Below are 26,670 nucleotides of genomic sequence, written 5' to 3'. Positions count from 1 at the left end.
TTCAGCCTTTGGGTGGCGATTCGTCAGGGCCAGGGGGCATGTCCTGTGTCGGTGGTGGCTTGGGCGATGAAGGCGGTTGCTGAGGGTTTCTGCGCGCGTGGCGTTCGTGGTTGTGTTCGTGGCGGTTGTCGAGGCCGCCGTACAGGAAATGATCGGGTGCGGCGTCGTCCGCATTGATGGAATCTGTCTCTTCGACCTTCCACTTCTCCGCCAACCCCACGTATGCCGGATCCGCAGCAGCCGATGCAAGCTCTCCGAGAACCGGAACATAGCGGGTCCAACCACTCGCTGAGCGCGTCTCGAGTGCGTCTGCCAGGGTCTCCATGCGATGAGCCAATCCCGTGAGCTCTGCCTGCCACGCCATCGTGGACGCTTTGCGCATCTCGGCGACGGCATTCTTGTATTGCCTTAGGGTCTCCGCTTTGTCGGCATAGTAGTAGCCGAGTCCGCTCAAGGCGCCGCTGGCCGTCATGAGCATGGCCCATTCACTGGCCTCCTTGGAGGCAACGGAAGGGGGGGAGCCGCCCGCGTTGCTGTCCTTCACGGGGGCAATGTTGAACAGACCTGTATGGAGCATCTTGATCTTGCCGATCTCGATACCGATGCCTGCGACCGTTTCAAGCCGCAAGGCGGCCGCGTTCTCGATCTGCAACCCGAGGAAGTTCGAGATGCTGATCCCCATCGCCGTTTCAAGGCTGAGCCCACCGAAGGAGGTTCGCGCGATACCCATGTTCGCTTCACTGTTCGAACCGATGTAGCCGCTGGAATTCGATCCGATCACCGTCTGATTCGACCCGATCGAGGTCTCGTTGATGTCCCCCACCGCAAAGGTGCTGACATTCGTATTGCTGATGACCTTCACCTCGTTGGCAAGGATGGAGTAGGGGCCCTTCGGACTGGTGACCACCGTCGAGTTCGCGCCCGTCACGACGAAGTCGTAATGCGCAGCCTCGAAGCGAATGTTCCGCGCCTTGAACGAGTAGTCCCCGCCGACGGTGACCGTCTTGTTCCCGAGCACGTCGCGCGTCTCGTCGGCCCGCGTGATGTCCACGCGTTGCCCGCCGACGTCGACCTTCGAATTCTTCTGCACCGTGAGATTGCGGTCGGCGTCCACGAAGGCATCCTGCTTGCCCACCACGTGGTGCAGCTGGTCCTTCTTTATCGTCTGCTTCTGCATGCCGTCGACGATCGAGCGGTCGTTGTTCGCAACGTGCACCATGCGGTCGTGGCCCACCTGCTGCGTCTGGTCGTGGTCGACGGTCAGGGTCTGGTCGCGGCCGACGTAGGTCGCATCGTCGCGCTCCACCACCCGCCGCATGTCCCGCTCCGCATGCACCGACAACAGCTCCTCCCCCTTGCGATCCTCGAACTGGATCTCGTTGTAGTTGCTCGCATCGCCCCCGGGCGTGGAGCGCGTGCGGAAGCCGCTCTGCGTGGGCGACTTGTAGGGGATGGGCTGGTCGTCGTTGTAGACCCGTCCCACGATCACGGGCCGGTCGGGGTCGCCGTTGAGGAAGTCGACGATCACCTCCTGCCCGATGCGCGGCGCGAAGTAGCCGCCCCAGCCCTTGCCGGCCCAGGGTTGCGACACGCGCACCCAGCAGGTGGACTTCTCGTTGCTCTCGTCGTAGCGGTCCCAGTGGAAGTGCACCTTCACGCGGCCGTGTTCGTCCACGTGCAGCTCGTCGCCTGCGGGGCCGACCACGATCGCGGTCTGCGGACCGGGCATGGTCACGCGCGGCGTGAGGCGCGGGGGGCGGAACGGCAGCTGCATCGGCAGCACGGTGAGGAAGAACACGCAGACGCCGCGCTGGGCGTCGTGCAGCGTGCGCTCGGTGCGGATCAGCTCGTCGAGCACCCCGTCCGCGCCGTCGTTGACCGCATCGCCCGCGATCAGGCCGCACAGCCGCTCGGCATGCCATTTGCGCGTGCGCTCGTCGTCGGCGCCTTCATAGCCCGGATGGGTGATGACGAAGCTGCAGGCGCCGATCAGGTGTTCGCCGCGCGCCAGCTCGGGCGCGTCGCCCTCGAGCACGAAGCTGCGGCCCACGCCCACGTCGGGCCAGGTCGTCACGGCCCAGTGGCGGTCACGGCGCGCGATCAGTTCCTCGCCGCGGATCCTGGCCGTGGCCTCGGCGTGCTCGACGCTGAAGTAGTCGCCCGGGTATTCGAAGTCCTCGAACTCGGCGAGCTCGTGCTCGTCGGCGGCGTCGATGGTGGCGCCGATGTTCTTGCGGATGGCCTTGAAGTCGCTGTCGCGTGCCGCGTGCTTGCCGGTTTCCAGCCGCTGCGTGGAAATCCAGCGCGTGATCTCGTTGAAGCGCGCTTCGCCCGCGACGTCGGTGTAGTGCAGCACCGGCGTGGCCGGCAGGCGCTTGTGCGCGACGAAGCTGGTGTCGGCGAGCTGCAGCCGGCCCGGCTCGTCGTGCGCGTCGAACCAGTAGTAGATGCCTTCGGCCTCGAGCAGCCGCGAGAGGAAATCGTGATCGCTCTCCTGGAACTGCACGCAGTAGCGATGCGGTTCGTGCGCGCCGATCACGCCGTCGGCGTTGGTCTTGCGGATGCGCCGTGCCGGGCTGTCCTCGAACACGCCGTCGAGCACATCGAGCACCGGCTTGTCCTGGAAGATGCGCGAGTTGCGCCGCTTGGTCAGCAGCCAGAACCAGGAGCGCAGCGTGATGCGGTAGCGGTGGTAGCGCCCGGTGCGGCCTTCGCGCAGGAAGCGCACGGCATGCCCGTGGCAGTGGCGGGTGTGCGGGAGTTCATGGGCATCGATGAAGTCGATGCCGATGTCGAAGGCGCGGCCCAGGATGTCCTTGGGTTGCACATGCCCGTTCTTCGACAGCACCGTGAGCTCGTAGACCGCCGCGCGCGACAGGCCCTCGTGGCCGATGAGGCTCCAGAACATGAGGTCGTTGGCGACGGGGGAGTCGGTGTCGATGCGGATGTCGTGCGTGTGCATGGGTCATCGATTGTTCGAAATCGGCGGGCGCGGCGCGATGGTCGTTCCGCTCGAATGGATGGCCGCGCGTCCTGCAATGGCCGCGAATTCCTCGGCCGCAGCCGTTCGCTTCAAGGTTTCATCCCCACGAGCCGCAGGAGATTGCCGCGCGCCACCAGTTCTCGCGCCTCGGGAGCGAGCTGGCCCAGGAAGTTCTGCACGCTCGCGAACTTCATGGCCTCGGCGTCGGCCGAGCGGTGGCTTGCGTCGGTGCCGATCAGGAAGCGATGGGGCTGCGCCTCGATCAGCGCGAGCCATTCGGGCCAGACGTTCTGGCCGTCGCGCAGCACGGTGTAGTCGGGCGAGCGCGGATGGCGCGGCCAGGTGCGCGCGCTGAGTTCGTAGTGCAGGTTCGGATGCCGATCGAGCAGCCGCCGCGCGAGGAACAGCGGCGTGTAGCCGCCATGGGCCCAGATCACCGGCACGTCGGGAAAGCGCTCGAGCATCTGTTGCAGCTCGGCCATGCGCGTGGATTCCACATGCACCATCACCGGCAGCCGGTACTTGCGCGCGAGCGTCATGATGCCGGTCATGGTCGCGCCGGTCGGGCTGTAGTCGGTCTCAGCGAAGCCCGATGCCGGGAAATGCGCGGCCGAGATCTCGCCGATGCCCTTGTAGAGCCCGGTGGCCAGCAGCGCGTCGAGCTGCGCGAGCAGGGCCGGATCGTCGGCGCTCCAGCCCGGGCGGTAGATGCTGCGCTCGGGCGAGATCGAGGCGAAGGGAATCAGCCGGTCGGGATGGCGCTTCGCGGCCTCGGCCACCGAATCGTTGCTGCTGCGCCCGCCCCAGAACACCACGGCATGCGTCGCGCCCCAGCGGTCCATCAACGCGAGCTGCATCGCGAGGTCATTGAGATGCACGTGCGCGTCGGCGAAGGGGATCATCGGCGCGGCGGAGCGCGCATCGGGCAGCGGCGCGGTCTGCGACCAGGCCGGCAGGGCCGCGGCCCACAGCAGGCCCGCACGCAGGCAGAGCGCGCGCGCCAGGCGGTGCAGTCGTCGTCGATCGGTCCAGTGCATGGCGTGTCCTCGTGCGGCGGGAGGGCCTTCGCCCCGGGGGAGATGCACGTTAAACGCGGGCGAAAGGAAAGACGGTCAGCGATTGGTAAGCGTCTGTCGAAAGAGATAGGGGGTGGTCGTGGAGACGCTGCGTGCCCCCACCCCGGCCCTCCCCCAGAGGGGGAGGGGGAAAGTCCTTCAGCGCTGCAACAGGGACTTGGCGCGCTGCACGCGCGCGAGGCTCTCGCCGCCACGCACCTGCGCGAGCGCCCGCGACAGTCCCGCGCGCTCCGCCTCGCGGGCATCGGGCCGTTCGCAGAGCTCGATCCACGCCGCGAGCGCGGCCCAGGCCGATTGCTGTTCCGTGCCGTGGTGCAACGCGCGCTCGAGCGCGCGCCGCGATTCGGCATCGTCGTGCTGCGCGGCGTGCCAGCGGGCATCGAGCCGGTGGATGTCGCTGAGGTGGCCGGCTTCGCCGAACTGCTCGGCGCTGTGCAGCCCGGCGTCGATCTCGGCGCGGGCCTCGTCGAACTGGCCGGCGCGCAGCGCCACCTCGGCCGCGTACAGATGGACCTGGCTCGCGCCGGCGAACATGCCGCGCTGGCGGTGCCGCTCGAGCGCCGCGCGGATGCGCTGCGTCGCGCTCTGCGCGGGCCGGCGCGGCCCGTGTCCGGCGATCCAGCCGTCGAACCACAGGGCCGGGCCCTCGGCCTGGCCGATGTCGTCGGCACCGGCCGCGGCCTGCAGGGTGGGCAGCACCTCGGCCACCAGCGCGGCTTCGCCGAGCGCGGCGCCCGCGGTCGATGCGCCCCAGGCGGCCAGCATGCTGGCCATCGGCGCGCCGAGCCGCAGGGCGCGTTCGCGTGCCCGCGCGAGATGCTGCAAGGCGATGTCGATCTCGCCGACCATCACCAGCGGCAGCGCGGAATTGGCGAGCATCGACACCACCGGGTCGATCGGGAACGGCGCGCCCGCGATGCGCGCCTCGTCGCGCGCGCAGATCGCGAGCCCTTCGCGCATGCAGTTCGCCGCCGCCGCGTAGTCGCCCTGGAACGACAGCGTGGTGCCGCGCAGGTTCATGGCGCAGACCACCACCGCGGGATCGTCGAAGCGCCGGCCCAGGGTCTCGACGCGCTCGGCCATCCGCAGCGCCTGCCGGTAGTCGGCGCGCGCCATGTGGATCCATCCGAGGCCGCCATGGATCCAGCCATGCGCGGCGGCCGCCGGCCGGCGCTCGCAGAGCTCGAGCGCGCGGGCCAGCGAGACCTCGCGCTCGGGTGCCGCGAAGCCCAGGTACTGCGCGAAGGCCACGGCCTGGTGGGCATGCAGCCCGAGTTCGAGCGCATCGCGCTCGGGCCGCGGCAACGCATCGCTGCGGCCGAGCAGCGCCAGCGCCCGGCGCGCGAGCCGCACCGCTTCCTGCGGCGCGAAGCGCGCGACCGCGAGCCGCGTCGCCTCCGCGCTGTGGCGGATCGCGGCGGTCGCGTCGTGGCTGCGCTCGTGGTGCTCGGCCAGTTCCGCGGCCGCCACCGGCAGGCCGAGCGGCGCCATGGCCTCGAGGCCCTGCGCCGCGCGGCGGTGCAGTTCGGCGCGCCGCGCCGCGCCCAGGCGCTGATAGAGCACGTGGCGATGCAGCGCATGGCGAAAGGCATGGCGGGCGTCGAAGCTGTCGTCGGCCAGCCGCTCGACCGCGAGCGGCACCAGCCACTGGCCCTGCCTGGCGAGCCGGTCGATCTGCGCGCGCACCGACAGCCGCGAGCGTTCGAGCATCGAGGCCAGCGGCTGGCTCCAGAACTCCACGCCGAGCACCGAGGCCGCCTCGAGCAGCGACTGGTCCTCGGGCTCGAGCAGTTCGAGCTGCCGCTCGATCAGGTGCGCAAGCCCGTGCGCCAGTCGTGCCGGCGGCTCGGCGAAGGCGTCGGGCGGAGGCCCGTCCGGGCCGTCTTGCGTGTCCGCGTGCTCGCGGTCGGTGGCATCGAGCCAGGTCGCGAGGTACAGCGGCAGGCCGCCGGTCTGCGCATGCAGCCGCTGCGCCAGGTGGGTCGATGGGGGCTGCCGGGCATAGCGGCCCGCGAGGTACTCGGCCACTTCGCCCGCGGAGAACGCCGCCAGTTCGAGGCCGCGCGCCAGGCCGCGCAGCCGCAGCCGCGCATGCAGGTCGGCCACGGCGGTCGGCCGGCCCTGCGCATCGGCGGGGCGCAGGCTCGCCACCAGCATCCAGCGCGCGCGTTCGCGCCGGCTGGCCAGGTGCTCGATCAGTTGCAGCGAGGGCAGGTCGCTCCACTGCAGGTCCTCGAGGACCAGGAGGATGGGCTGGGGCTCGGCAAGCCGGTCCAGCATCTCGCGGAACTCGCGCAGAACGCGCCCCGGACCCACGCCGTCGATCTCCTGCCGCAGCGCGAGGCGCTCGGCCTCGCTCGCATGCCAGGGCATCTGGGCCAGCCAGGTGGGCGCGATGCGCCGTATTTGCGGCACCGCACCGGGATGGTTGCGGCACAGGCCATTGAGCGCCTCGAGGATCGGCATGTGCGGCTCGTCCTGGCCGCCCTGCTCGACGCACTGGCCGCGTGCCACCAGCGCCGCGCCCGCATGCCGCGCGAAGTGGTCGATCAGCGTGGTCTTGCCGATGCCGGCCTCGCCGATCACGAACACCAGCTGCGCCGTGCCTTCGCGCGCCTGCTGCCAGGCCGCATGGAGCGCATCGAGCGCGGCCTGGCGACCGACCAGCCGGTCGCCGGCCGGCTGCACCCAGGCGGGCGGCGCCGCCGTGGCGCCTTCGATGCCGGCGATGAAGCGGTAGCCGCGGCGCGGCACGGTCTCGACGTAGCGCGGCTGCGAGGGATCGTCGCCGAGCGCGATGCGCAGCTGGTTGATCGCGGTCTTCACGACGGCGTCGCTGACCACCTGCGCGGGCCAGACCTGTTGCAACAGCGTGGCCTTGGCGATCAGCCGGCCGGGGTGGCCCGCGAGCGCGCAGAGCAGCGCGAAGACCTTGGGTTGCAGCGCGACGGGCGCGTCGTCGCGCAGCAGGCGGCCGGCGGCCGCGTCGAGCACGAAGGGACCGAAGCGCAGGGGCGGAAGCGGGGCACTCACCATCGGTTCATCGCGGAGCGTCGGTTGCGAGGCGGCGGGGCGATGCGCATCGGGCGATTGTCATGGGGCAGGGGCTCGCTGGGTGGGATGTACCGATGCCGTCGGGGTGAATGCATGCCGCCCGCGGCACTCGAAGTCTTCCAGACGAACGAGGCGCGGCGTTTTTCAAGCCACGGATCTCGGGGTGCGCCAGAATCCCGGACCGATACCGATCGCCCGTCCGACCTCCCGCCCCATGCACCGCACCGTCGCCCTGCTCGTTTTCTCCGGCGTCCAGTCGCTCGACGTCAGCGGCCCGATGGACGTGTTCTCGGAAGCCAACCGCTTCCTGCCGGACGAGGACCACTACCGGCTCGAGACCATCGGCGTGGAGCACGGCACCATGCCATGCTCGAACGGCCTCTCGCTGCAGGCGCATCGCCACTATGCCGAGGTCGACGATGCCTTCGACCTGCTGCTGGTGGCCGGCGGCCCGGCGCTGGTGCGGCAGCATTTCGATCCGGCGCTGTACCGCTGGCTCGAGGCCGCGAGCGCGCGGGCCGCGAGCTTCGGTTCGATCTGCAGCGGCGCCTTCATCCTCGCGCGTGCCGGCCTGCTGAATGGCCGCACCGTCACCACGCACTGGAACGACGCGGCGGCGCTGGCCAGCCTGTGCCCGAGCGCGCGCGTCGAATCGAACCGGCTCTTCAACCAGGACGGCAAGCTCTACACCTCGGCCGGCGTCACGGCCGGCATCGACCTGTCGCTCTACCTGCTCGCGCAGCACCACGGCAACGAGGTGGCGCTGCACGTGGCCAGGCGGCTCGTGGTTTTCACGCAGCGCGCGGGCGGGCAGTCGCAGTTCAGTCCCTTCCTCACGCCGCGGCTCGAGCCGGCCTCGCCGGTCGCGCAGGTGCAGCAGTACGTGATGGCGCACCTGGGCGACGAGCTCACGGTGGCGGTGCTGGCGCGGGTCGCGCACATGAGCGAGCGCAGCTTCGCGCGCACCTTCGCGCGCGACGCGAAGCTCACGCCGGCCGAATTCGTCGAGAGCGCGCGGCTCGATGCGGCGCGCGTCATGCTCGAGAGCGGCCAGGCGCCGATGAAGACCGTGGCCTTCGCCTGCGGCTTCCACGACGCGCATCGCATGCGCGCGGTGTTCCTGCGCCGCCTGGGCGTCACGCCGCAGCAGTACCGCGCGAACTTCGGCGGCACGCGGCTCGCGTCGTCGCCCGGGGGTTGACGGCGGCGCGCCGGCGCGTCGACAATCCGGCCCGCAGTCGCCTTGGCGGCGCGCTGCCGTAGGCGTTACCGTCATCCAACGCGTCCTTTGTCGAGTGGTTCCCAGCAGGGAGATCTCGATGCAAAGACGCCACGGTATGCCCTCCCTCTTCCTTTCGTTCGTCCTGTTCGCCTTCCTGCGCTGCATCGCATCGCGCGGCCGGCACAGGGTCTTTTCGCGCCCGTTCGCGAAGAGCGTCGCGAGGGTTGCCATGGCTTTCTCCATGACCCCAACCCATCGAAAGACAGCCATCATGAAAACCACCGGCAACACCATCCTCGTGACGGGCGGCACCAGCGGCATCGGCCGCGCGCTCGCCGAGGCCCTGCATCGGCGCGGCAACCGCGTCATCGTCACCGGCAGGCGCCAGGCCCTGCTCGACGAGGTCACGGCCGGCCGAGCCGGCCTGTTCGGCCTGCGGCTCGACCTCGACGATGCCGCTTCGCTGCCGCGCGTCGCGCGGGAGGTGCGCGAACGTTTTCCCGAGCTCAACGTGCTGATCGCCAATGCCGGCATCTCGCGCGCGGAAGACATGCGCGCCGATGCCTGGAGCGCCACCGATGCCGAAGCGATGGTGCAGACCAACATCCTCGGCGTGCTGCGCACCGCGGCCGCGTTCCTGCCGCAGTTGAAGGGCCAGGCCAACGCGAGCTTCATCGCGACCGGCTCGGCCCTGGCCTTCGTGCCGCGCGCGGACTTCCCGGTCTACTGCGCGAGCAAGGCCTTCCTGCATTCGTGGCTGCAGTCGCTGCGCCACCAGCTTCGCGCGGTCCCGGTCGAGGTGCTCGAACTCGCGCCGCCCTATGTGCAGACCGAACTCACGGGCAGCGCGCAGGCCTCGGACCCGCGCGCCATGCCCGTGGGCGCCTACGTGGCGGAGGTGATGCGGCTGCTGGAGCGCGGCGACCATCCGCATGGCGAGCTGATGCTCGAACGCGACCACGCGCGCCGCTGGGCCGAGCGCGATGGCCGCTATGAAGCGGTCTTCGCGGCGCTGAACCCCTGCTGAAGCGCACGCCAAGGCGCCATGCCATCATCGTTGGATGAACTCTCACAGTGCATTCAACAGTTCCGACGCGGTCGCCAAGTACGCGGAGGGCCCGAAGCGCAACGTGCCCGGCCACAGCGGCCTGCTGCCGATGACGCGCATCCTGCTGGCCGAGCGCGTGCCGGCCGAGGGCCGCGTGCTGGTGGTCGGCGCCGGTGGCGGCCTCGAACTCGAGGACCTCGCGCTCGCCCACCCCGGTTGGCGCGTCGACGGTGTCGACCCGAGCGCGCCGATGCTCGATCTCGCGGCCCAGCGGCTCGGCCCGTTGACGTCGCGCGTGGCCCTGCACGAAGGCTATGTGCAGGACGCGCCCGAAGGCCCCTTCGACGGCGCGACCTGCCTGCTGACCTTCCATTTCGTGCCGCCCGACCAGCGCCTGCCGACGGCGCGCGAGATCCACCGCCGCCTGAAGCCGGGCGCGCCCTTCGTGGTCGCGCACCTCAGCGTGGAGGACGGCGAGGGCCAGCGCGAGACCTGGATGAAACGCTACGCGGCCTTCCTCGTGTCATCGGGGTCCGATCCGAAGCAGGCGGCGGCCACGAGCGAGAAGGTGCAGAAGGAACTGGCGATCCTGTCGCCGGCGCAGGACGAGGCGATCCTGCGCGAGGCGGGGTTCAGTGGGGTGCAGCTCTTCTATGTGGGGTTCACGTTCAGGGGGTGGGTGGCTTACGCGTAGGTGATCGACGAGATGCACGCGCGGAGGTCGTCATTGGCACCTCGAGCTCCACGCACAGACCCTAGAACCAGTGCCGCAGGCCTAGCTCGTACCCCGTCGATGCGCCGGGCTGGCGCGGGAATGCGGAGCTGGACTCGCTGCCGTAGGACGGCCCTCCCAGGTTCAACCGGGGGCCTTCGCGGTTCGTCAGGCGCGAGACCGTCGCGTAGAGCGCCGTTCGCAGCGACAGGTTGTGCACATAGCCGATGGCCCACTTGTCGATCCGGGGCCTGGCGGTGCCCGCCAGCGTGCCGGGAACGAGGAGTTCGTCGTAGCGCACGCGTGCGTACGAGGCGCGCAGCATGCCGGCGCCCAGGGGCATGGTGAGTCCCACCAGGTAGCCGCGGAAGCCGGTGTCGGGGAGCGGGGCCGGGCCCGATGCCGTGGCGCGTTGGCCCGAAGCCCTGGTCCTCGAATACTCCGCCATCAACTTGAGCGTGGCGAAGTCGTAGCTGCCGGCGATGTTGAAGAAGCGGACCCGCTCGCTGCGGTCGACGCGAGAACTGTCGCCGACCTTGCTGCGGCCGTACGCGCCCGAGAGGTTCCAGGGTCCGGCGGCATAGCCCAGGCGAATGCCCGAGTAGCGGTCCGTGCGCGGGCGCACGCTCCAGGGGTTGGCGGCGGGCGGCGGGTTGTCGTCCTCGCCGAGGGTGTGCATGACCTGGCCGTAGAGCCCCCACAGATCGGGCGGCAGGAAGTAGCTGATCGCGTTGCTCCCCCGCACGTAGTTGACGTTGCCGCCCAGGCCGCCGGCCTTGCCCAGGGGATCGAAGACATTGGCCGCCGACAGAAGGCTGAGGCCGGCGCCGGTTTCGTTGAAGGGATCGACCATGGCCTCGCTGTTGAAGCTCGGCGTGTAGTCGCGTCCCAGGCGGAACTCGCCGAAGGTGCCCGACAGGCTCACGGTGGAGCGATCCCTGAAGTCGCCGATACCCCGGGAGCCATCGTCGGGAACGATGCCCGATTGAAGCCAGAAGCTGGCCGACAGTCCGCCGCCCAGATCCTCGGTGCCGCGGAATCCCAGGCGGCTCTTGTTGAGGCCGCCTTGCGTCAGGGCGACGAGCCGGCGTGTCGTCGTGCGTTGACCGAAGCGGTCGTGCTCGCTGTTGGAAAAGCTGCTGATCGACATGTCGACGACACCGAATATCGTGACGGTCGATTGGGCCGTGGCCAGCTCGGCGGCGCCCAGGGCGCAGAGCGCAAAAAGAAATCGATGCATCGTGTCTCCTCTGGTGTTGTTCTCGTGCGGTTCTCTCGGTGCGCCTACCAGGGCATGGTGGCTCCCCCGTTGGCGCGCAGGATCTGCCCGGTCACGAACGATGCGGCGTCGGAGGCCAGGTAGAGAAACTGATGCGCGATGTCGTCCGCATCGCCGACCCGCTGCAGCGGCGCGCGTTGGGCCCAGGCCGCGAGATAGGCCTGTCGCGTCGCATCGTCGTCATCGTTGCGCAGCATGGAAAGCCGCGTCGGCACGAAGCCCGGCGCCACGACGTTGGCTCGGATGCCGAGCGGCCCGGCTTCGGTGGCCAGGGTCTTGGTGAACATCACGACCGCTGACTTGGCGACCGAATAGCTCGCGCTTCCCGGGAAGGCGAGATCGATGGCCGACGAGGCCATGTTGACGATGGCGCCGCGCTTCGCGCCCGTCATGCATTCCAGCGCCGCCTGGCTGCCGAACAGCACGCCCTTGAAATTCACCGCGAAGACGCGGTCGAAGGAGGCCTCGTCGACGTCGGCGACCTGCTGGCCGTCGCCGGGGACGCCCGCGATGTTGCACATCGCGTCCAGTCTGCCGGTGCGGGCGCGGGCGGCGCGCACCGCCGCCCGCACGGCCTCCCTGTCGGTGACATCGAGTCCCTGGGAGTGGGCCGTGGCGCCCGTGGCCCTGATCTCGGCGGCCGTGGCCTCGGCGGCATCGGCATCGATATCGGCGCAGACCACGCATGCACCCGCGGCGGCCATCAGCCTTGCCACGGAACGGCCGAGTCCGGCGCCCGCGCCGGTCACGAAGGCGGTGCGGTCCGCCAGGGAAAGTGCGTTGGAGAAGTTCATTGATCTGGGACGGGTTGATGAAGATCCTTTGTTTTGCGAATTACAAGACAACATGAATCGAAAGTAGATGGATGAATACCATGATAGGGTTATCGATCATCCCGTTCTGGCAAAACAAACAATACAGTTTGACTCGTAAGTTATCGTCGATGCGACGCACTGGAGCCGGTGGCCGACCCACACCTGCTTCTCGTTGTTCCCCGGGTTCCCTGCAAAGGACATCGTGTTGGAAACCGTTGGCATTTCCTTCTCTTCGTTGCCGCCGTCGTGGCGCCTGGACGGCCGCGTGGCTTTCGTCACCGGCGCGGGAGGCGCCATCGGCGGCGCCGTCTGCAGGGCCCTGTCAGAGGCCGGGGCCCGCGTGGTGTGTGCCGATCTCTCGCCGGAAGCGGCCCAGGCCACCGCCCGCGCGGTGGACGGCGAACCCGCCGTGCTGGACGTCTGCGACAGGAAGGCCTTCGATGCCGCGGTGCACGACGCGGCCGGGCGCCTCGGCAGGCTCGACGTGATGTGCAACATCGCGGGCATCCCGGGCCGCTCGCAGCGCGTCGCGGAACTGGAGGAGGAAGCCTTCGACCAGATGTTCGCGGTGCACTTCAGGGGCGTGCTCTACGGCTGCCAGGCGGCGCTGCGCTGCATGCTGCCGGCGGGGCGCGGCGCCATCGTCAACATGTCCTCGGAAGCCATCGATATCGCGCCGGCCACCATTGCCAGCTACTCGGTGTCCAAGGCCGCGGTGTCCATGTTGAGCAAGGTGCTCGCGGCCGAAGTGGGACCGCGCGGCGTGCGCGTCAACACCGTGGCGCCGAGCTTCATTCCGAGCGCGCTGTCGCTGCGCCGCTACCAGGACGACGAGCAGGGGCGCCAGCGCTACCTCGACGGGTGGGCCGCGAAGTCGCCGCTCGGCACGCTGTGCTCCGCGGACGACGTGGCCATGCAGGTGCTCTATCTCGCCAGCGATGCCGCCGGCTTCGTTTCCGGACAGACGATGCGCGCCAATGGCGGCATCTCGATGCCATGGTAGCCAGCCGACAGCTGCGATCGCCGGTGCGCCCTGCGGGCTTCGCGGCGGGCACGGGCCTCGGCAAGCTCGTGCCGTGCAGGGGCGGCAACGGGCTGGCTCCTTCCTTTTTCTTCATGACACCGATGGGAGATTCCCGATGCGCATCGCCAACCTAGACGGACGCGCGACGCTGCTGCGTGCCGGTGGCCGCGGGGTCGACGTGGAGACGGCCTCGTCGGGCCGCTTCTCCCACGATCCGCAGCAGGCATTCGAGCATTGGCCCGCCTTGCAGACCTGGGCCGCCACGCTCGATGCCGCGTGCTTCTTGCCGCTGGCAACCGACAAGCTGCAGAACCCCGTACCGCGGCCGCGGCAGGTGTTCGCGCTGGGTGCCAACTACCGGGCGCATGCCGCCGAAGCCGGCGTCGCACCGCCCGAGGTGCCGGTGATCTTCACCAAGTTCCCGAGCTGCCTCACGGGGCCCTGCGATGCCGTGGCATTGCCGACGGAGCGGGTCGACTGGGAGGTGGAGCTCGTGGTGGTCATGGGCCGGGAAGCCCGCGACGTGGCGCGCGCCGACGCCTGGTCCTTCGTCGCGGGGCTCACGGCGGGGCAGGACCTGTCGGAGCGCACCATGCAAAGACAGGGGCCGCTGCCGCAACTCTCGATGGCCAAGTCGCTCGCGGGCTTCGGGCCACTGGGCCCGGCGGTCGTGAGCGTGGACGAGTTCGCCGATCCCGATGACCTCGAGCTCGGGTGCGCGGTCAACGGCGAGCGCATGCAGTGCTCGCGCACCTCCGATCTGATCTTTCCGGTGCCGGCGTTGATCGAATACATCTCGCGCCACTGCACGCTCTATCCGGGCGACCTGATCTTCACGGGCACGCCCCAGGGCGTGGGCGCGACCCGCCGCCCGCCTCGCTTCCTCGCGCCGGGCGATGTGCTGACCACCTGGGTCGAAGGCGTGGGCGAGCTGCGCAACCCGATGACCGGACCGGGTGGCCGCGAACGAGCATCCCTTTCCAGCCCATGAACCACGGAGCCATTCGCATGAAAGCCGTCATGATTTCCGAAGACCGCAAGATGGTGGTCACCGACATTCCCGAAGCCGCCTTGCGCCCCGACAGCGTGCGCGTGCGGGTCCAGCGCTGCGGCATCTGCGGCACCGACCTGCATGCGCGCGCCAACGCCGCCAACCCGCGCTGGAAGGCCGGCTGCATCCTCGGCCACGAGATCGTGGGCGAGGTCGTCGAGGCGGGCGAGCAAGTCCGGGCCTGGCACCCCGGCGACCGCGTCGCGCTCCATCACGGCACGCCGTGCGGGGTCTGCGCGATGTGCACCAGCGGCCGCTCGCACCTGTGCATCGATCATCTCGACGCCGCGCTGGGCCATGGCGTGGCCCAGGGCGGCTATGCCGAGAACCTGGTGGTCCCGGCCGACCTGCTGCATCGCATACCCGATGCCCTGAGCTACGACCAGGCGGCCATCGCGGAGCCGCTGGCGATCGCCGTCCATGGCGTCAGGAAATCGTCGCTGCGCCCCGACGATCCGGTCTGCGTGCTCGGCGCCGGCCCGATCGGGGCGATGACGGCCTGCGCGCTGCGCGCGAACGGCAGCACGAACGTGGTGCTGGTCGATCCCAATCCGGGCCGGCGCGCGCGCCTGTCGGCGCTGGGATTCAGCGCCGTGGGCCTGGAGAACGTGCTGGAAGCGGTCATGGCGGCGCTGGGCGGAAGGCGGCCGGTGGCGGTGTTCGAATGCGCGGGCCATGTGGACGCGGCGGGACTGGCCGTGAACCTCGTGGACTACAGCGGCCGCATCGTGTTGCAGGGCGTGCCGATGAAGCCGGTGTCGATCTCGCAGTACGCGGTGGTGCAGAAGGAGGTCGAGATCGTCGGCGCCGCGAGCTGCACGCGGGCGGACATGGACGAGGCGCTGGAGCACCTCGCGTCGGGGCGCGTGCCCGCGCACCTGCTCGTCACCTCGGTCGTCTCCCTGGCACAGACCGACGGCGCCTTCGACGCCCTGGTCGACCCGAAGGGCTCCGAGCTCAAGGTGCTGATCGCGCCCTCCCTCTGACTGTCGAACCCACAGGAGAAGAATGCCATGCGAATTGCCGAATTGGGCCATGCCGGCCTGCATGTCCACGACCTGGGCCGGATGCGCGATTTCTACGAGCGGGTGCTCGGGCTGCGCGTCACCGACGAGGATCCCGAACTCGGACTGGTCTTCCTGTCGTCGCGACCGGAGGTGGAACACCACGAGTTCGTGCTGGCCCGCGGACGGACCGCACCCGCCGACGTCCGGCTGCTCAACCAGATCTCGTGGCGCGTCAAGGACGCCGCGGCCCTGCAGCACTACCAGCGGGTCTTCGAAGCGGAAGGCGTGCGCGTCCAGTACGTGGTGACGCACGGCAACGCCATCGGCATCTATTTCCTCGACCCCGAGGGCAACCAGCTCGAGGTCTACTGGACCACGGGGCTCGAGGTCGCGCAGCCCTTTCGCAAGTCGATCAGCCTGGAGGGGCGGCCGGAGGAGATCGCCGCGCGCAACGCCACCCTCGTCGCCGCCGGCGGTCCGCGCTACTAGTTCAGCACCCGCATCGGCTCACCCCATTCCCGGAGCAGACCATGGCCCACATTCCAGCGGCTTCACCGGACGCGGTCCGGTCGACCGACACGCCTTCCACGCGACTGCCGGCCGGCGCGCTGGCCTGGGCGCTCTACGAGGGCGTGCGAACGCCCTACGTGACCCTGATCAAGGTCTACATCTTCATCCCCTACTTCGCGACCGTGGTCATCGGCGATGCGGTGAGCGGCCAGGCGCTGGTGGCCAAGCTGGCCACGATCTTCAGCCTGTTCGCGGCCCTGACCAGCCCGCTGCTCGGGGCCCACGTGGACCGCTTCGGCGCGCGCAAGCCCTGGCTCGCGGCGGTCACGGCCGCGATGGTGCTGCTGATCGCCTGCCTGTGGTGGGTCAAGCCCGACGGCTCGGGGCTGTCGGTGCCCGTCACCTGCGTGCTCCTCGCGTTCATCAGCGTGCTGTTCCACTACAGCGAGGTGCTGCACAACTCGCTGCTTTCCCATGCGGCACCCGCGGCGCAGGCCTCGGCCACCTCGGGCCTGGGGCTGGCCCTGGGCAACGGCCTCGCCGTCGTGCTGCTCGCGTTCTCGCTGTGGGCCTTCGCGCTCCCCGGCAAGATCTCCATGGCCTTCCTGCCCGATGCACCGCTGTTCGGCCTGTCGAGGGCGTTGCACGAGCAGGAGCGCATCACCGCGCCCATCGTCGCGCTGATCTTCGCGCTCGGCGCGATTCCGCTGTTCCTGCTGACCAGGGATGCGCCCAAGGGCCAGGCAGGCGGAGGCATCTCCGCCAGCTGGGGCCAGTTGCTCGGCACGCTGAGGAACCTCAGGCAGGACCGTCGCATGGCGCTGTTCCTGGGCTCGCGCATGGTCTATACCGACGGCGTCACGACGATCCTCGTCTTCAGCGGCGTCTACGCGGCCGGCGTGATGGGATGGAAGGTGCTGGAAATGCTGACCTTCGCGATCGTCGTCAGCGCGTTCCTCGCCCTGGGCGGCCTGCTGGCGACGCGCCTGGACAATGCCTTCGGCGCCAAGCGGGCCATCCAGATCGAACTGGTCATCGTGATCGCATGCCAGCTCGTGCTGCTGGGCTTCGGGCCCGGGAAGATCCTGTATCAGGCCTACGCGGCCGAAGTCCTGTGGAGCGGGCCGGTCTTCAGGACGCTGCCCGAGATCCTCTTCGTGCTCGTGAGCTGCATCAATGCCATGGGCCTGTGCGGCACCTATGCGTCCAGCCGCGTGCTGTTGACCCAGCTGGGAACGCCCGAGCGCATGGCGGGCTGGTTCGGGCTCTATGCCCTGTCGGGCACGGTGACCATGTGGCTGGGAGCGGCCCTGGTCGGCTTGGCGACCAGCTATTTCGGGACGCAGCAGGCCGGCTTCGTCGCGCTGATCGGGCTGGTGGTGCTCGGCCTCGCGGGTCTGTCGCGGATCAGGGTCGGGCCGTGAGAGACGGGGCGCGGGGCCGTGGCTCGAGATGATGCTCACCGGGAAAGGGGAGACGCGATGGCATGCGACGATGCACGAAAGCTCGTGGGCACCTGGGACCTGCTGAGCTACCGCGTGACGCTGGCCGACGGCCAGGTGATCGAGCCGCTGGGGCTGCGGCCGCGCGGGACCGGCATCTACACCGAGCAGGGAACGGTCGCCGCGCAGCTGATGCGCACGGGCAGGCCGCGCCTGGGCACCGCGCGAGGCATCGCCGGCCTGGACCTCGAGCCGCGGCTGCTGGCGCAGGCCTTCACCGGATACATCGCCTACAGCGGCCGGTACGTGGTGGACGCGCTCAGTGCCATCGTCGACCACCATGTCGAATGCAGCCTCGTGCCCGACTGGGAAGGCACGACCCTCAGACGCGGCTATGCGTTCGAGAACGAGCTGCTGGTGCTGCGCCCCTCGCCCAGCGAAGGCCGCCACGCCGAACTGCGCTGGCGCCGGCGCACCGGCTGAAACCGCGCAGACGCCTAGGCTGCCACGAGGCGCGTGATCACCGCCTTCACGGCGCGGCGCGACAAGGGCTTGCCGGTCACGGCGGCATTCGATGCCAGTCCGCTCAGGATCACGAGCACGAGGTCCAGGTCCAGGCCATCGCCCCAGCGAAGCGGCTCGATCATGGTTTCCAGCGCCTTGCCGACGGCTTCCCGACGCACGCGCACGGCTTGCTGGGTGCGTTCGAAGGCATCGGGATGGGCCTTGATCTCGGCGATCAGGAAACCCACCGCCGGCGTCACGAGCGGCTGCGCATAGGCATGTTCGAGCGCGAGCGCGAACTTGAGCAGGTAGTCGACCGGCGTCTTGGCCGAGAAATCCATCGGAAAGTGGAAGGCCTGGTTGACCGCCTCGGCCACGGCATCCGCGGGGCTGGCCCAGCGGCGATAGAAGCTCGCGCGCGAAACGCCCGAGCGGGCGCAGATCTCGTTGACCGTGAGCCCCGAGAATCCCTTTTCCGCCAGCAGCTCGAGGGCGGTCCGCATGATGCCTTCGCTGACTTCGGGCGAGCGGGGACGCCCCATGACCGATTCGGGCGGTGCGGCCTCTTCCGCCGCAGGAGGAGACCCTGGTTTTTCTTTGCGCATTGACCGATCCACTGTAAGAAAGCAAGGAGGCTCGCCAGCCCGGCGAAGGCTGGCGACGCCTCGTATTCTGCTGAACTTTATAGGACCGGCCGGGCCGGGCTCCGCGTGGCCCGGGCTAGGCGATCGTTCGCGAATCCAGCTCCCTGAGCAGCCGCTGCAGTTGCCCGGTCGATGCTTCGTCGAGCCCTTGCAGCGGCAGCCGTGGCACCCCCGCCTCGAACCCCCGCAGCCGCAGCCCCGCCTTCACGGTCGTCGGCAGCCCGCCCTTGAGGATGAACTGCAGCACCTCGAGCTGCCCGTAGAAGATCGTGCGGGCCGCCTCCATGTCGCCCGACAGGCAGGCGTCGTAAAGCGCGACGGGCCAGCTCGGAATGATGTTGGGCGCCGCCGTGCACCAGCCCACGGCACCGGCCGCGAAGGCCTCGAGCGCGAGCGGATTGCTGCCGTTGAAGAAGGGGATCTCGCCGTTCGACAGCTGCCGGATGCGGTGCATGCGCTGGATGTCGCCCGTGCTCTCCTTGACCATGGTGACGTTCGCGATGTCCCGCACGATCCGCACGATCAGCTCGGGCTGCATGTCGACGCCGCTGGTCGCGGGGTTGTTGTAGAGCATGACCGGCAGGCCGATCGCGTCGGCGATGCTCTGGTAGTGGCGGAAGATCTCGGCCTCGCCGAGCTTCCAGTAGGACACGGGCAGCACCATGACCGCGTCGGCGCCCGCTGCTTCGGCGAACCGGGCCTTGCGCACCGCGTTGCGGGTCGTGAGGTCCGAGATACCGACGATCACCGGCAGGCGCTTCGCCACCTGCGCGATCGACGCCTCGGCCACGGCGTCCCACTCCTCGTCGGACAGGTAGGCGCTTTCGCCTGTGCTGCCGAGCGGTGCGATGGCATGCGAACCCGAGAGCACCAGCCGCTCGACCACGCGGCGGCTGGTCTCGATGTCGACGGCGCCGCTGCGCTCGTCGAAGGCCGTGATGGGATAGGAAACGATGCCGAGGATTTTCTTGTTCATGGAAATGAATGAGCAAAGGGTGGATGGAAAGAAGGCGATGTGTGTCAGGCCGTCGCCGGCTGCTGCGCCGCGAGCTTCTCGGCCATGAGCTGCGCGAGCAGGTCGAAGACGGCCCGGATGTGGGGCAGGTACTGCAGGTCGTACTGCACGCTGATGAACAGCGGCACGCGCGCGGAGCGATCGGGCAGCAGCCGGATCAGCCCGAAGGACTCGGCCTCGGCATACGAAGGCAGCAGCACCACGCCCAGGCCCTCCTGCGCCGCGAACAGCTGCGAGAACATGCTGGTCGCGCGAAAGCCGATGCGCGGCGCATCGACGAACTCCTCGAGCCAGCGCGCCGAGGGCAGGTAGATCGGGTCGTCGATGTAGCCGATGAAGAAGTCCTGCGCCAGGTCCTCGGGCCGCGCGATCTCGCGGCCCGCCAGATAGGAGGCGCTGGCATAGAGATGGAAATGCACGTCGGCCACCTTCTGCGTGTGCAGCGACTTCGGCGGCGGCTCGAAGAAGCTCACGAAGATGTCCGACTCGCGGCGCGCGATGTCCACATAGTTCGAGGTGGTGGCGAGCTGGATCTCGATCGCCGCGAAGCGCTCGTGCAGCTTCCTGACCGCGCGCGAGATCAGCATCGCGCCCACGCCCTCCATCGTTGCGATGGAGACGGTGCCGGCGTTCTGCCCGAAGCGGTCGGCGGTCAGTCCCTGGATCTCGTGCAAGGCCGTTTCCATCTTCTCCACCCTCGTGAACACTTCCCGCCCGAACGGGGTCAGGACGATGCCCTTGCGGTCGCGCCGGAACAGCGTGCCGCCCGAGCTGTACTCCACCTGCGCGAGGCGGCGGCTGATGGTCGACTGGTCGACGCCGAGCTTGCGCGCGGCGGGCGCGAGCGCACCGCCGCGCGCGACTTCGAGCAATGCGCGCAGGTGGTCCCATCCGAGTTGATCCAGGGGCAGGTGCTTGGTGGCCATGGCGTTGAAGGCTGAACGAGGGAGCGAAGACATTAGTCCAGCGTGGGCCCGGGCGCCATCGGTGCAAGCTTGCGGTTCAGGCCGCGGCCCGGGTCTCCTTGGTGTCGCGCAGCCAGATCGCGCCGATCACGAAGGTCATGAGCGCGCCCGCGACCGGATAGGCGAGGCCGGCATAGATGTTCCCGTGCTCGGCCACGAGCGCGAAGGAGATGGTCGGCAGCAGCCCGCCGAACCAGCCGGCGCCGATGTGATAGGGCAGCGACATCGAGGTGTAGCGGATGCGCGCGGGGAACATCTCCACCAGCAGCGCCGCGAGCGGCCCGTAGGTGATGGCCACGAAGCCCATGAAGACCAGCAGGATCAGCACGACCATCGGCGAGTCGATGCCCGCGCGGTCGGCCGTCGTGGGATAGCCCGCGCCCTGGAGCGCGGCGCCGATCCGCGCGCGGAAGCCGTCGATCTCGGCCTTGCTGGCGGGCTCGAAGGCATTGCCGTTCGCGACCAGCCGTCCCTGCACCGAGGCGATGGCGCGGTCGCCGACGGTCACGGTCGCCAGTTCGCCGGCGGCCGCGTCCTTGACCTCGTAGCTAGCCGCGCTCTGCGCCAGCACGCGCTTGGCGATGTCGCAGGAGGTCCGGAAGTCGACATCGCGCGCGATCGGGTTGCCCTGGAACGAGCATTCGCGCGGGTCGGCCGTCAGCACGATCGAGGCGCTCTGTTGGGCCCGCTCCAGCGCCGGGTTCGCGTAGTGCGTGAGCGCCTTGAACAGCGGGCCGTAGGACAGGGCCGCCACCAGGATGCCGATCATGATCAGCCACTTGCGGCCGATGCGGTCCGACAGCGCGCCGAAGAAGATGAACAGCGGCATGCTCAGCACCAGCGAGGTGGCGAACAGCGTGTTCGCGTAGATCGGATCCACCTTGAGGATCTGCGTGAGGAAGAACAGCGCGTAGAACTGCGAGGTGTACCAGACGATCGATTGCCCGGCGCACAGGCCGAACAGGCAGATCAGCACGATGCGCAGGTTCTTCCATTCGCCGAAGGCCTCGCGCACCGGCGCCTTGCTGATGCCGTTGCCGGCCTTGAGCTTGAGGAACACCGGCGACTCCTTCATCGAGACCCGGATGTAGACCGAGAGCACGAGCAGGCCCAGCGAGATGATGAAGGGGATGCGCCAGCCCCAGGCATCGAACTGCTCGGGCGACATGGTGCTGCGCACGCCGAGGATCACGACCAGCGACAGCAGGAAGCCGAGCGTCGCGGTGGTCTGGATCCATGCCGTGCTGGCGCCACGCTTGTGCGGCGGCGAGTGCTCGGCCACGTAGGTGGCGGCACCGCCGTACTCGCCGCCGAGCGCCAGCCCCTGGCACAGCCGCAGCACGATCAGGATGATCGGCGCGGCCACGCCGATGGTGGCGTAGTTGGGCAGGAAGCCGACCGAGAAGGTCGAGATGCCGATCAGCAGCAGCGTGATCATGAAGGTGTACTTGCGCCCGATCATGTCGCCCAGGCGCCCGAACAGCACGGCGCCGAGCGGCCGCACGATGAAGCCCGCCGCGAAGGCGAGCAGCGCGAAGATGAAGGCGGCCGAGGGGTCGAGCGCCGAGAAGAACTGCTTCGCGATGATTGTCGCGAGCGAGCCGTAGAGGAAGAAGTCGTAGTACTCGATGACGGCACCCACGGAAGAGGCCACGATGACCTTCCTGCCTTCCGCGCGATGCGTCGCACCCGTCAGGGTTGCGGGGATGTCCATGCTTGTCTCCTGTCTTGTGGTTCTGAAGGGAGGAGGCCGCCCGGTGGGGCTCCTCCCTGGCCGGCCACGTGGCGTGGCCGGTGGTGGGCGCTTCAGGCCTGGCGGCGCGCCCGGATGTCGGCCACCACCTTGGCGACCTGCTCGGCGCTGGCGCCCTTCACGCGCGCATTGATGCGCACGGTGCCGAAGCCGACGAACAGCACGAGCTCGTCGGGGCCGGGCGCGCCGGGGATCGCGAGGGTGATGCCGTCCATGGCGTCGTAGTCCCAGGCGTCGTCGGCGCCGCCGAACAGCAGGTCGACCGAGCCGCCGGCCGTCGACACCTTGGCATTGCCCGGAATCAACGCGGGGCCCGCGCCCAGGCCGGTGCGCATGGCCAGGCCCAGGCGCGGGTGGATCAGGGCCGCGCCGTGCTCCGACTCGCCGGCCGTGCCCACCAGCGCGGCCTTGCCGTAGGCGCGGGGCTTTTCCTCGCCCGCGAAGTGCGAGAGCGCGCGTTCGGTCAGCAGCGTGCCGATCTCGACCGAGCGCTGCGCCAGGTCGGCCAGCTCGGCGTCGGTCGCGGCGCCGCGGCCGGCGCAGGGGTTCTTGAAGATCGCGGCGGCGACCACGTGGCGCGAAGGCGCGGCGGCGGCGCGGCCGCCCTCGGCGAGCGTGTTCCTCTCGAACACGAAGATCTGTCGAATGGTCTCGAGCGTTGATGGGCTCATGGGGTCTCCGTCCTGTGGATGTGGCTGAATCGCCTGGTCCCTGCGTCGCAGGGGCTGAAGTGGCGGACGGAGATTAGGGTTGCGAGGCCCTTCTGTCAGTTTGCAAGAACGCAAGCGGGCTTGCGTTTTTTGGGCCTGGCAGTGGACGTCGATGCGCGCTGGCAGGGAAGAATGACTGGAGCAGGCCGCTAGTGCTTTTCCGAACTCAGCTTCGAACGATGCGCCGCCTGCTTGGCGCGATTGCCGCAGACGGCCATGCTGCACCAGCGGCGAATGCGTCCACGCGTCGTGTCGAGAAACATCAACGTGCAGGCCGGACCCTCGCATGCCTTCACATGGGTGAAATCGGCGGTCGCCAAGAGCTCGGCCATGGATTGGGCGATCGGCAGCAGCAGCGAATCGGCGGAACGCCAGCGGCGGCGGCGCACCCATACCAGCTCGGAGGGCTCGTCTCCAGAGGTCGACGCCTTGTCGCGGATCTCGATCTGCTCGAACGCCTCGTCGCGCGCCAGCAGCCGGTTCAGCGCTTCCAGCTCCTTGAAGGATTTGCGCGTGAGCCGCGCGCCCTGGTGCTGCCGGACGAAGGCCCTGAACCACTCGCGCAATGCGCGCGCCTGCGCGGCCACCGCATCCAGCTGGCCCGGACCGGCCGCCTCGCCCAGTTCTCGCAGCACTTGCGGATCGACCATGCCGGCCTCCCGCAGCCAGTTCAACAGATCCTCGCCCGAGCCGAGCCACTCCACCTGCGTGTCGGTCGGGACGGCCACCGAATTCAGGAAGTCGAGTGCGGGCGAATCCGCCAGAAACATCGGCGGGGGCCGGACCTCGCTCATTCGCGATCTCCCGTTCGCGGGCAGCGAAGTCCTCGGCGCGGTTGCGCGTGGGCACACGGGATCGCGCATTTCATTGGGTATCGATGGGTCATGGGATCGGAGCTCCTTGCAGTCGCAATGCGCACATCGGTGGATGCCGGTACAGCGAAGTTCCTGGCATTTTCCCCCGCCGCGGTTCCGGCACGGCACCGCGGGCAGCGCGCAGAGTGGATTCTAAATAACCTAGTCAATATAGTTTGACGGGTTATTAAAAAGACTCTAATCTCGGCGCCGAACAGATGACTGGCATCGGGTTTCGAGCGGTGGTTGGCCATCGAGCGCCGGGCCGGCGCGGGAGCTCCCAAAGCAAGGAGGGAGCCATCCAAGGAACGCGAGGAACGCATGAAGAACGCAGTGGCCATCGTGTCGGGCGCCAGCCAGGGGATCGGGCGCGAGACCGCCATCCGCCTGGCCAGTGATTTCGGCCGGCTGGTGCTCGTCGCCCGGAGCGAAGAGAAGTTGAAGGAGACGGCACAACGGGTCGAGGCCGCGGGGGCGTCCAGCCTCGTCATCGTCTCGGACCTGGGCGAGCCGTCCGCTGCCGCCGAAGTCGTCGAGCGCACGATCGGCGAGTTCGGCCGGATCGATGCGGTGGTCAACATCGCGGGTGCGGTGCCGCAGGTGGACCTGCTGGAGATGACCGATGCGCAATGGGACGCGGGCCTCGGCCTGAAGCTGCACGGCGCGCGCAGGCTGACGGTGCACGCGTGGAAACATCTTTGCGCGACGAACGGGGCCGTGGTCATGACCTCCGGGAATTCGGCGCTGTTCCCGAAGGCTTCCTATGCGGCCGTGGGAACGGTGAACGCCGCGATCGTCGCGCTGGCCAAGGCATTCGCCGACCTCGGGATCCGCGACGGCGTGCGCGTCAACAGCGTGCTGCCCGGGCCCGTCATGACCGGGCGCCGTCGTTCGTACCTCGCGCACTGGGCGCCAGCGCACGGCATGAGCTTCGACGAGGCGCTCGAGAGCTTCCCGAAGGAGGCAGGGATCGCCCGCTACGGAGAGCCGCGGGAGATCGCCGAGCTGATGGCCTTCCTCGTGTCGCCGGCGGCGCGCTGGCTGACCGGCACGGCCATCCGCATGGACGGCGGCGAGGTCAAGGCCGTCTGATTCGAGGCCGTCGGGCGGCCTCGCCGCGGCGGCACCCAGGTCGAAGTTTTCATCAACAACCGGAATCATCCAATGTCGGAATCAGTCGTGATAGTGACGGGCGCGAGCTCGGGGATCGGCAAGGCCACGGCCCTGCGGCTCGCCAGGAACTTCTCGTGCGTCGTGCTCGCCGCGCGCAGCGGGGAACAGCTGGAGCAGGTGGCGGCGCAGGTGCGCGAACTGGGCGCGCAGGCGCTCGTCGTCGAAGGCGATCTTGGCGATCCCCAGGCCGCCGAGACGGTCGTGGCACGGGCCCTCTCCCAGTTCGGAAGAATCGATGCGCTGGTGAACGTGGCCGGCGCGGTCCCGGGACTGGACCTGTTCGAGATGACCGACGCGCAATGGGACAGCAGCCTGGCACTGAAATTCCATGGCGCCCGCAGGCTCACCTTGCGCGCGTGGGAGGCGCTGAAGTCGTCGAAAGGCGCCGTCGTCTTCATCTCGGGCACTGCCGCGGAAGCGCCGAAGGCGGCGTCTGCCGCCGTGGGCACGATCAACGCGGCGATCGAGGCGCTGGCCAAGGCTTTCGCCGATCGCGGCATTGCCGATGGCGTTCAAGTGAACAGCGTCTCGCCGGGCGCGGTCATGACGGGCCGGCGCATGGGAATGATCGAGAAGCTCGCGAGCGCGCGCCATCTCGACCTGGACGCTGCCAAGGCAGCGGTTCTCGCGAGTTCGGGCATCGCGCGTTTCGGCGAGCCGGAGGAGATCGCGGATCTGATCGCCTTCGCCGTGTCGCCGGCAGCCCGCTGGATGACGGGCACGGTGCTGCGCATGGACGGCGGCGAGATCAAGTCGATCTGATCGGGGCAGCCCGATATCCCTGGGCCGGTGCGGCCGGCCACAGCGGGGATCAGGCCGCGGCGGCATGCCCGCCGCGTCGGTCCATGCGCTCAGTGGCGCGCCGCTTCGCTGCCGAACGCGCGGGCCGCGTCGGCGATGAACTCGATGACCTCGCCCGGCGCCGAAACGCTCGGCGCGTGATCGGCCGCGATCGAGCGCTCGACCGCCTGCATCCGCTGCACCATGAAGCGCTGCGTCGAGGCCGCGATCATTCGATCGTCCTGCGCCACCAGGTACCACGCGGGCCGGGTCTTCCACAGCGGCGGCCCGACGGGCACGGTGATGCATGACACGGAGATCGGCCGCTGCACGGCCGCCAATACGCGTTGGTCTTCCCGCGAGGCGTTCTGTGCGAATGCGTCCGCAAAGGCTTCGTCGGGAAGCCAGATCCATCCGTCGCCGTCGGGCGCCAGCCGCGGCGCTTTCTCGTGCGGCTCGGCGCGTCCGAAGACCTCCAGCACCGTTTCCCCTTCGTCGGGCGCAAGCGCCGCCACGTACACCAGGCCCGCCACGCGCTGCTCGCTGATCTGCGCGATCACCGCGCCCGCATAGGCATGCCCGACCAGGATCAACGGCCCTTCGATGCGTGCGAGGCTGCGCTTCAACGCGGCCACGTCGTCGGCAAGGCTCGTCAGCGGCAGCGGGGCCGCGACGGCCTCGATGCCCGCCTGCTCCAGGCCCGCAATCACCCTTGCCCAGCTGTATCCGTCGGCCCAGGCGCCATGGACCAGCACGGCGGTCATACCGCGATCATTCATCTTGTGCTCCTTCGTTCGACTCCCGCTCCTGCGCTCCCGATTCGGACCGCTGTGCGGTCTCTTCGCTCCACCGATTATGCCTTTCAAGTAACCTATTCAAATTTATTTGAATGGTTACTTTGTTGGGTGTCGAATGACTCGGCATCGCTTTCGATAGACAGATGGCGAAGGTGAGGCGGGTGTCGGATGTGCCCGCGGCGCGGCCTCCTCTTCGGGACCTGCCCCCTGCTTTTGGCAGGAAGCGCACCCGATCTGGCAGTCCCTGCCCCC

At 69.0% G+C, this 26,670-nt stretch carries 23 protein-coding genes; 11 read left to right on the top strand and 12 right to left on the bottom strand.

What is annotated here, in order from left to right; translation table 11 throughout:
- Position 1: 1 nt before the first annotated feature.
- The 3 genes from R0232_RS39725 to R0232_RS39715 all read right to left on the bottom strand — a co-directional run bounded on the left by R0232_RS39725 (position 2) and on the right by R0232_RS39715 (position 7,092).
- On the bottom strand, positions 2 to 2,962 hold the full coding sequence (locus R0232_RS39725; RefSeq protein ID WP_431514616.1) for a type VI secretion system Vgr family protein: 2,961 nt from the start codon (positions 2,960 to 2,962) through the stop codon (positions 2 to 4).
- Positions 2,963 to 3,072: 110 nt separating this feature from the next.
- Complete coding sequence (locus R0232_RS39720; RefSeq protein WP_431514615.1) at positions 3,073 to 4,020, bottom strand: amidohydrolase family protein; 948 nt, start codon at positions 4,018 to 4,020, stop codon at positions 3,073 to 3,075.
- 177 nt (positions 4,021 to 4,197) lie between these two features.
- A complete protein-coding gene (locus R0232_RS39715; RefSeq protein ID WP_431514614.1) occupies positions 4,198 to 7,092 on the bottom strand; it encodes an ATP-binding protein in 2,895 nt (964 codons plus the stop codon).
- Between the two features lie 235 nt (positions 7,093 to 7,327).
- Here R0232_RS39715 and R0232_RS39710 point away from each other — a divergent pair, with 235 nt between their 5' ends.
- From R0232_RS39710 to R0232_RS39700, 3 genes are all read left to right on the top strand, one after another.
- Entirely contained in the window at positions 7,328 to 8,314 is a 987-nt protein-coding gene (locus tag R0232_RS39710) for a GlxA family transcriptional regulator (protein ID WP_431514613.1), read from the top strand.
- A gap of 292 nt (positions 8,315 to 8,606) precedes the next feature.
- Positions 8,607 to 9,362, top strand: coding sequence for an SDR family oxidoreductase (locus tag R0232_RS39705; RefSeq protein ID WP_431514612.1), 756 nt, complete (start codon positions 8,607 to 8,609; stop codon positions 9,360 to 9,362).
- A gap of 34 nt (positions 9,363 to 9,396) precedes the next feature.
- Positions 9,397 to 10,077 (top strand): class I SAM-dependent methyltransferase, encoded by a 681-nt coding sequence (locus R0232_RS39700; protein ID WP_431514611.1) that lies wholly within the window; start codon positions 9,397 to 9,399, stop codon positions 10,075 to 10,077.
- Between the two features lie 61 nt (positions 10,078 to 10,138).
- Here the strand turns inward: R0232_RS39700 and R0232_RS39695 are convergent, their stop codons facing one another.
- Together R0232_RS39695 and R0232_RS39690 are read right to left on the bottom strand one after the other, a co-directional pair.
- Complete coding sequence (locus tag R0232_RS39695; RefSeq protein ID WP_431514610.1) at positions 10,139 to 11,335, bottom strand: porin; 1,197 nt, start codon at positions 11,333 to 11,335, stop codon at positions 10,139 to 10,141.
- Between the two features lie 44 nt (positions 11,336 to 11,379).
- Positions 11,380 to 12,168 carry an SDR family NAD(P)-dependent oxidoreductase gene (locus R0232_RS39690; protein WP_431514609.1) on the bottom strand — a complete coding sequence of 263 codons (789 nt, stop codon included), beginning with the start codon at positions 12,166 to 12,168 and terminating at the stop codon, positions 11,380 to 11,382.
- Positions 12,169 to 12,454: 286 nt separating this feature from the next.
- On the opposite strand from R0232_RS39690, the gene R0232_RS39685 reads away from it, so the two are divergent.
- From R0232_RS39685 to R0232_RS39660, 6 genes are all read left to right on the top strand, one after another.
- Entirely contained in the window at positions 12,455 to 13,192 is a 738-nt protein-coding gene (locus R0232_RS39685; RefSeq protein WP_431514608.1) for an SDR family NAD(P)-dependent oxidoreductase, read from the top strand.
- A gap of 136 nt (positions 13,193 to 13,328) precedes the next feature.
- Entirely contained in the window at positions 13,329 to 14,204 is an 876-nt protein-coding gene (locus R0232_RS39680; protein ID WP_431514607.1) for a fumarylacetoacetate hydrolase family protein, read from the top strand.
- 17 nt (positions 14,205 to 14,221) lie between these two features.
- Positions 14,222 to 15,250, top strand: coding sequence for a zinc-dependent alcohol dehydrogenase (locus R0232_RS39675; protein WP_431514606.1), 1,029 nt, complete (start codon positions 14,222 to 14,224; stop codon positions 15,248 to 15,250).
- A 27-nt stretch (positions 15,251 to 15,277) separates the two neighbouring features.
- The gene (locus R0232_RS39670) at positions 15,278 to 15,760 is read left to right on the top strand and encodes a VOC family protein (RefSeq protein WP_208508640.1); all 483 of its coding nucleotides are present in this window, start codon (positions 15,278 to 15,280) and stop codon (positions 15,758 to 15,760) included.
- Between the two features lie 41 nt (positions 15,761 to 15,801).
- Positions 15,802 to 17,205, top strand: a complete 1,404-nt coding sequence (locus R0232_RS39665) for an MFS transporter (RefSeq protein ID WP_431514605.1) — start codon at positions 15,802 to 15,804, stop codon at positions 17,203 to 17,205.
- Positions 17,206 to 17,262: 57 nt separating this feature from the next.
- Complete coding sequence (locus tag R0232_RS39660; RefSeq protein ID WP_431514604.1) at positions 17,263 to 17,706, top strand: lipocalin-like domain-containing protein; 444 nt, start codon at positions 17,263 to 17,265, stop codon at positions 17,704 to 17,706.
- 14 nt (positions 17,707 to 17,720) lie between these two features.
- Here R0232_RS39660 and R0232_RS39655 read toward each other — a convergent pair whose 3' ends face one another.
- From R0232_RS39655 to R0232_RS39630, 6 genes are all read right to left on the bottom strand, one after another.
- Entirely contained in the window at positions 17,721 to 18,230 is a 510-nt protein-coding gene (locus R0232_RS39655; RefSeq protein ID WP_431514603.1) for a TetR/AcrR family transcriptional regulator, read from the bottom strand.
- A 217-nt stretch (positions 18,231 to 18,447) separates the two neighbouring features.
- Complete coding sequence (locus R0232_RS39650; RefSeq protein WP_296740904.1) at positions 18,448 to 19,347, bottom strand: dihydrodipicolinate synthase family protein; 900 nt, start codon at positions 19,345 to 19,347, stop codon at positions 18,448 to 18,450.
- A 44-nt stretch (positions 19,348 to 19,391) separates the two neighbouring features.
- Entirely contained in the window at positions 19,392 to 20,312 is a 921-nt protein-coding gene (locus R0232_RS39645) for a LysR family transcriptional regulator (RefSeq protein WP_208508635.1), read from the bottom strand.
- Between the two features lie 76 nt (positions 20,313 to 20,388).
- Complete coding sequence (locus R0232_RS39640) at positions 20,389 to 22,065, bottom strand: MFS transporter (protein ID WP_431514602.1); 1,677 nt, start codon at positions 22,063 to 22,065, stop codon at positions 20,389 to 20,391.
- A gap of 92 nt (positions 22,066 to 22,157) precedes the next feature.
- The gene (locus R0232_RS39635; protein ID WP_093346426.1) at positions 22,158 to 22,775 is read right to left on the bottom strand and encodes an amino acid synthesis family protein; all 618 of its coding nucleotides are present in this window, start codon (positions 22,773 to 22,775) and stop codon (positions 22,158 to 22,160) included.
- Positions 22,776 to 22,963: 188 nt separating this feature from the next.
- Positions 22,964 to 23,608 carry a CGNR zinc finger domain-containing protein gene (locus tag R0232_RS39630; RefSeq protein WP_431514601.1) on the bottom strand — a complete coding sequence of 215 codons (645 nt, stop codon included), beginning with the start codon at positions 23,606 to 23,608 and terminating at the stop codon, positions 22,964 to 22,966.
- 381 nt (positions 23,609 to 23,989) lie between these two features.
- Between R0232_RS39630 and R0232_RS39625 the strand changes: the two genes are divergently transcribed.
- Positions 23,990 to 24,760, top strand: a complete 771-nt coding sequence (locus R0232_RS39625) for an SDR family oxidoreductase (protein ID WP_431514600.1) — start codon at positions 23,990 to 23,992, stop codon at positions 24,758 to 24,760.
- A gap of 72 nt (positions 24,761 to 24,832) precedes the next feature.
- Positions 24,833 to 25,603 (top strand): SDR family oxidoreductase, encoded by a 771-nt coding sequence (locus R0232_RS39620; RefSeq protein WP_431514599.1) that lies wholly within the window; start codon positions 24,833 to 24,835, stop codon positions 25,601 to 25,603.
- 89 nt (positions 25,604 to 25,692) lie between these two features.
- Here R0232_RS39620 and R0232_RS39615 read toward each other — a convergent pair whose 3' ends face one another.
- Entirely contained in the window at positions 25,693 to 26,385 is a 693-nt protein-coding gene (locus tag R0232_RS39615; protein ID WP_431514598.1) for an alpha/beta fold hydrolase, read from the bottom strand.
- Between the last annotated feature and the right edge of the window lie 285 nt (positions 26,386 to 26,670).

This window comes from Variovorax sp. DAIF25 (assembly GCF_050711835.1).
In the GTDB taxonomy this organism is placed as follows: domain Bacteria; phylum Pseudomonadota; class Gammaproteobacteria; order Burkholderiales; family Burkholderiaceae_C; genus Variovorax.
The sequence above is the reverse complement of the archived record's forward strand: the minus strand, read 5'-3'. Positions and strand labels throughout refer to the sequence as shown.